Below are 5753 nucleotides of genomic sequence, written 5' to 3' on the forward strand. Positions count from 1 at the left end.
CCGACAACACCGACGTCTCCACCCGGGTGACCTCGGAGGGAGGGGACATCATCTGCGAGCGGGCCATGTACGGGCCGGGCATGTCCTGGGCCCACGACTCCATGGGTTACACTCCGTGAGCAGTGGAGGGAGAAAGGAAGGTGAACCTGGGACGGAAACGGAGGGCTGCGATCCGGAGAGGGGCGTTCGCAAAGGAGATCGCCGTAAACGTGAAAGGCTAAGACGGATAGGGAAAGATGAGGGTACGGCGAGGAAAGGGCGAACCCGGAAACCCCGGGCTCGCCATTTTGCGACCGCGTGGGGGATGGAGGCATGAAGCCCCAGGGATGGCATCCAAATTTCACCGAAAGGAATGGCAATCTCTTCCAAGCAGAACGGACGTCACGAGATCACGAGATGAAGGCGGACATCGTGGTATGACGCGTATTTCAGAAAATACCAGGTGATAGAATATATCCGGAAATACCAGAAACGGCGGGGAAAGGCTTCCGGTCTTCGGATTCGATAACCGGACCTTGGTGCATGAGGTCATGAGACATGACGCGCGAGGGCGTTGACCCCGAGGAGGTCTTTCTGCGGCTAGGGGAGGCCGTGGGTCCTGAGAACGTCTCCGTGGACCCAGCCGTGCTTGACGGTTATGCTTTCCAGAGCTTCGGCAACCTGGGGGAGTCCGTCCCCTGGATCCACCGCCCGGTGGCTGTGGTGCTCCCCTCCACGGTGGAGGAGGTGCGGGCGGTGGTTGGGGCCTGCCGGGAGCTGGGGCTCAAGTTCAAGGCCTTCTCCACGGGATGGGGCGCCCACGGCGGGCCGGGCGGGGAGGGCGTGGTCCAGATCGACCTGCGGCGCATGGACCGCATCTTAGATATCGACGAGAGGAACATGTACGCCGTTGTGGAGCCCTACGTCATATGCGCCCAGCTCCAGGCGGAGGCCCTGAAGAGGGGGCTCAACCTGCACATCATCGGCGCCGGGTGCGGGACCTCCCCCCTGGCCAGCTGCACCTCCATGGACGGCACGGGATGGACGGGGCTGAGCACCGGTTACAACTGCCGGAACGTCCTGGCCGTGGAGTGGGTCCTCCCCGACGGGGAGGTCCTCCGGATGGGCACGGCAGGAAGCGGCAACGGGTGGTTCTGCGGGGACGGGCCCGGCCCCTCCCTGCGGGGCGTTATGCGGGGCCTTTTCGGTGCCCGTAGCGGCCTAGGAATATTTACCAAAGCGGCCGTGAAGCTTTACCCCTGGCACGGCGAGCCGCAGCCGGACATCAAGGGCGTCATGGACGACCTGCGCGCGGCGGTGCCTTCCAATTTCAGGGTATACCTCTGCGTGTTCCCCTCCTTCGAGGCCTACGCGGATTTCGCCTACCGGGTGGCCGATGCGGAGATCGGTTTCATGCTCTGCAAGAACTCCATAGGGCTCATCCTCTCCATCTTCATGCCCCGCCTGCTGAAGAAGCTCCCGGGTAGGGAGAACCTCAAGGCCGCCTTGAACGCCCTGGAGCACATGTTCCAGTTCATGCTCGCCGCCGCCTCGCCGGGCGAGCTGGAATACCAGGAAAAGGTCCTCCAGGAGATCGTCAAGGATTGCCGCGGCCTGCTGATCAACCTGGCGGCCACGCCGGGCTTTGGGGGCGCCGTCTGGTGGGGGATGGTGCGCGGTGCCCTGCCGCCCCTCTCCTTCCGGATGGGAGGGATGATGGGGACCTCCTTCGGGACCTGCGCCGCCTTCGACAACTGCGTGAACCAGTCCCGCGTGGGGGCCGAGCTCAAGAGGCGTTACATCGAGCAGGGGAAACTCTACGACGACCTGGCGGACAACGCCTGGGGAGGGGTCTACGAGGGCAGCGGGCATTACGGGCACCAGGAGGAGCTCGTCCTCTTCGACCACCGGGACCCTCGCCACCGGCGCGGCGTCGCGGAGTACGCCCTGGAGGCAGCGGAGACCATGCGGGACAGGAATTTCGGCGTGGGCCTGGGCGCCTTTATGCTGGAGGCCGCGGAAAGGGACCGGGTCTTCGGGCCTTACACATGGGATTATCCCTCCTGGCAGAAAAGGATCAAGGAGATGCTCGACCCGGACGGCGTCGCCGACGGCACCTTCTACTGCGCGGATTGACCGTTGCCGGCATTGTGGGCTGCCCGGACAGAAGGGAGCATGCGTGGGAGCGTCGGCTTTGAGGAGCGGGACGGCGGATAAGGGCTGGCGCGTCCGTTCCGAAACGGGGGACCCACCGAGGATTGGGGAATGGAGGAGGTAGAGGAGAGATGAGCGGGGATCCGGCCTCCTTGCTGGTGGAGCTCAAGGAGAGGGAAGTGCTGGCGGCAGTTCGCGAGTCCCTGGAGAGGGGAGAGGACCCGCTTTCGCTGGTGGAGAGCTTGCGTGAGGGAATGGAAGAGGTTGGCAGGCGCTTCGAGAGAAAGGATTACTACCTCTCCGAGCTGATCATGTCCGCGGAGATATTCAAGCAGGCCATGGCCCTGATAGAGCCTCGCCTTGAGGAATGTTCCGGCGGCACCAAGGAGAGCGTGGTCATCGGCACGGTAAAGGGCGACATCCACGACATCGGCAAGAACCTGGTGTCCACGCTGCTGCGCTGCGACGGCTTCCGGGTTCACGACCTGGGGGTGGACGTCCCGCCCACGGCCTTCGTGGACAAGCTGAAGGAGACCGGCGCCCGCCTGCTGGCCCTTTCGGGTCTGCTCACCCTGGCCTTCGACTCCATGCGGGATACCGTGGAGGCGGTTGCCGATGCGGGGCTTCGCGAGCGGGTGAAGGTCATCATCGGAGGAAAACCGGTTGACGGGAAGGTCCTCGAGTACGTGGGGGCCGACGCCTTCGGCAAGGACGCCGCCCAGGGCGTGAGACTGGCCAACACCCTCCTCGGCGGATGATGGGAGGTGCGTCGTGGATTCCCGGGAGCGCATCGAGACCGCCATACGCCTGGGCAAGCCGGACCGGGTTCCGGTAGTCCCCATCATCGATTTCTTCTCCGCCCGTTACAGCGGGATCTCCCAGCACGACATGCTCTTCGACGTGCGGAAGGCGGACGAGGCACTGGAGAGGACCCTGCGCGACCTCGGCCCCATCGACGGGCAGCACCTCTCCTACGCCGGCCTGGGCCGGATAATGCAGCTGATATTTCCCACTCCCCCGGTCATGCCCGGCGTGGGCGGGGAGCCCCCGGACGGCCAGTTCCAGTTCGTGGAGAGGACGGTCATGGGGCCGGAGGAATACCTGGAGATAGGGAAGCGAGGCCCCCTGCGCTGGGTCCTGGACAAGATGAAGCTGAGCAACCCAGAGCTGGGCAAGTTATCCGGCCTGCTCGGCGCTTTCGGGAGAGCGTTTGCCGATATGGCCAGGGTAAAGAGATCGGTGAGCATGTGGCGGGGCAGGGGTGTGGAATCGCTGGTGGCCTTCAACATAGTGTTCACCCCGATGGAGTACATCTCCCTCTTCATGCGCTCCTTCAACGAGTTCATCCTCGACCTTTTCCGCCGCCCGGAGGAGGTAAAGGAGGCCAGCCGGGCGCTCATGCCCCTCATGCAGAGACAGGGTTCCCTCATGGTGAGGTTGAGCGGCATCAGGCGCGTCTTCATGGGCGGCACCCGTACCAGCGCCTCCTTCCTCAGCCCCCGCCAGTTCGAGGAATTCGCTTTCCCGGAATGGAAGGAGATGTGCGAGTTCTGGACGGAGAGAGGAGTCACGCCCGTCCTCCACTTCGACAGCGACTGGACGGCCTTCTTCCCCTACCTCAAGGAGCTGCCCCGGGGGAAGTGCGTGCTGAACCTGGACGGCACATCGGACATCTTTGCCGCCAAGCAGCAGCTGGGGGACCACATGTGCATCATGGGAGACGTGCCCGCCACTCTTCTCAAGCTGGGCGAACCGGAGGAGGTGGACGAGTACTGCCGCCGGCTTATCACGGAGCTCGGTTCCGACGGAGGTTTCATCCTGAGCTCCGGTTGCACCATACCCGTGGACGCCAAGCCGGAGAACGTGAAGGCCATGCTGTCCTCCGTGCACAGGTACAAACCCTGAACCCTGGACAGAGGTAAGAGGGACGAGGAAATCATGTTCTGCATGCTGGCCTCGGAGCGCAGGCACAGGCCATACCCTACGGAGGCATGCCGGTGCGGTCCCGGCACCGGCATCCTCGGTTACGCCCTGACTCCCGTCTTTAACCGGGAGCGCGTGTGAATCATCTATTTCCGCCGCCGCTGAGTTTCTCGCCTTTGAACCCGGACTAACGTACCCTTACTCAGAGAGAACTGCTCGTTTCCCATCCAGGACCAGAGCTTATGGGAGATACCTTCTTTTTGACCGTCCTCTGCGACAGGGCGGGTGAAGACCAAAGGCGGCGTGGTATGCAAACTGGGGAGAGAATACGGGGGTTAGAAGCATGGTATAGGTCGTATGTGGATGAAGCTCTTCGATCGCTCGGCCGCGGCGCGGCCCGTTCCCCGAAGATTTTGGCCGTCGTGGCAGCTGTCGGTCAGTCGTGGGCATGCGGCATCGACGGGTGGACCTATAAACAATGGATTGTGGGGAGAAAGGAGGTCGAAGAAGGTGAAAAGGTGGCTGCTTGGCTTGTTCGTGCTGGCGCTCCTGTTGCCGCTCTTCCTCTGCTCGTGCGGCAACAAAGGCGTGGATGAAGGGGCTTGTCCGGATGGAGAAGGCAGAAGGGCTTACGAGGAGATCGTCATACCCGGCATCCCCGGTGAGGTGCATGCGCAGGCGAACACGCAAAACGCATGCGAGCCACCCGGTGGTCCGGACCGGCAGGAAGAAAAGGAGATAACCAGCCCGGTCAACCCCCTGGCGGGAAGATACGTCTGCCGGGAGTACCCCGATTATTATCTGGACCTGTTCGAGGACCAGACTTTCTACTGCTATGAGGAGGGCATAGGGGCTTCAGGCCGGTGGCGCGTGGACGGTAATGTCATCACCCTGATGATGGACCTGGGATTTGCGGCTCAGGGTACTATCGCGGGAGACACGATAATCGACGACGACGGATGGCACTGGGTGAGATCGAGATAGAAATATTAGTTTTGGGTGCCTTGAACTACCAACTAGGTTGCCAACTCTCATTTAACAAGGATACCTTTCAGTATAAGGTCCAGAATAGTTCGTTCCAACATCTGGTCGGTATATTTCTCATTGATGACATCACGATAGGAGAACGTTTCTACAACCGAGAGAATTATGAATAACTATTATCTCGCTCTCTGTGGTGCTGATGAGCCTCTATGGGGCGGATGAGCCCCATTTCGATGCCCCTTTTCAAATCCCCTACTAATGGATTCACTAGGGATTCTTTTAATATCTTTGCCGCCTTGGCTCGATGTTTTTTATATTCATCCTGCCAGGAATCCTTTATTAATTGCAAAAAGGTTATCGTTTCTGGAAAGGAAATATCACCTTAAGTTTAGCAAAGTAAGCATCGATTCTTCTTAGAAAATCAATAAAATTCCTGCTAAAACCGCATAAAATGTGATTTGCAGCAGTAAGGAAGTAAAAATAGATCCCATGAAGAAAATACATATATATCACAGAATAGCAATTTCTAAGGAATTTCGCACAGGAAATCTATGACGGAAGTATAATCATGATTTAATTGACATACGGTCGTGCCCATAAAATTCTGTAAAAAGGATACAACAATCGTTCTTTGACAACGAGAGCCATCGCTCTCCAAGATAAGGGAAACAAGCAAACCTCTTATCGAAAGGAGAACGATGGCCAAGAAAAAG

4 protein-coding genes are annotated in these 5753 nt (G+C 59.9%); all 4 read left to right on the forward strand.

What is annotated here, in order from left to right; genetic code table 11:
• The first annotated feature begins 537 nt into the window (after positions 1 to 537).
• The 4 genes from H7007_RS01670 (at position 538) to H7007_RS01685 (ending at position 5040) form a co-directional block, all read left to right on the forward strand.
• Positions 538 to 2115 (forward strand): FAD-binding oxidoreductase, encoded by a 1578-nt coding sequence (locus H7007_RS01670; protein ID WP_287152755.1) that lies wholly within the window; start codon positions 538 to 540, stop codon positions 2113 to 2115.
• Between the two features lie 149 nt (positions 2116 to 2264).
• Complete coding sequence (locus H7007_RS01675) at positions 2265 to 2891, forward strand: cobalamin B12-binding domain-containing protein (protein ID WP_287152756.1); 627 nt, start codon at positions 2265 to 2267, stop codon at positions 2889 to 2891.
• A 13-nt stretch (positions 2892 to 2904) separates the two neighbouring features.
• The gene (locus H7007_RS13635; RefSeq protein ID WP_287152757.1) at positions 2905 to 4038 is read left to right on the forward strand and encodes a uroporphyrinogen decarboxylase family protein; all 1134 of its coding nucleotides are present in this window, start codon (positions 2905 to 2907) and stop codon (positions 4036 to 4038) included.
• Positions 4039 to 4566: 528 nt separating this feature from the next.
• A complete protein-coding gene (locus H7007_RS01685) occupies positions 4567 to 5040 on the forward strand; it encodes a hypothetical protein (protein WP_287152758.1) in 474 nt (157 codons plus the stop codon).
• Positions 5041 to 5753: the final 713 nt, after the last annotated feature.

Source organism: Candidatus Solincola tengchongensis, from assembly GCF_015711935.1.
Classification (GTDB): domain Bacteria; phylum Actinomycetota; class Geothermincolia; order Geothermincolales; family RBG-13-55-18; genus Solincola_A; species Solincola_A tengchongensis.

Excerpts from the sequence above, each read along its gene's own strand:
- H7007_RS01670 (WP_287152755.1), top strand. The coding sequence starts at position 538 with ATGACGCGCGAGGGCGTTGACCCCGAGGAGGTCTTTCTGCGGCTAGGG.
- H7007_RS01675 (WP_287152756.1), top strand. The coding sequence starts at position 2,265 with ATGAGCGGGGATCCGGCCTCCTTGCTGGTGGAGCTCAAGGAGAGGGAA.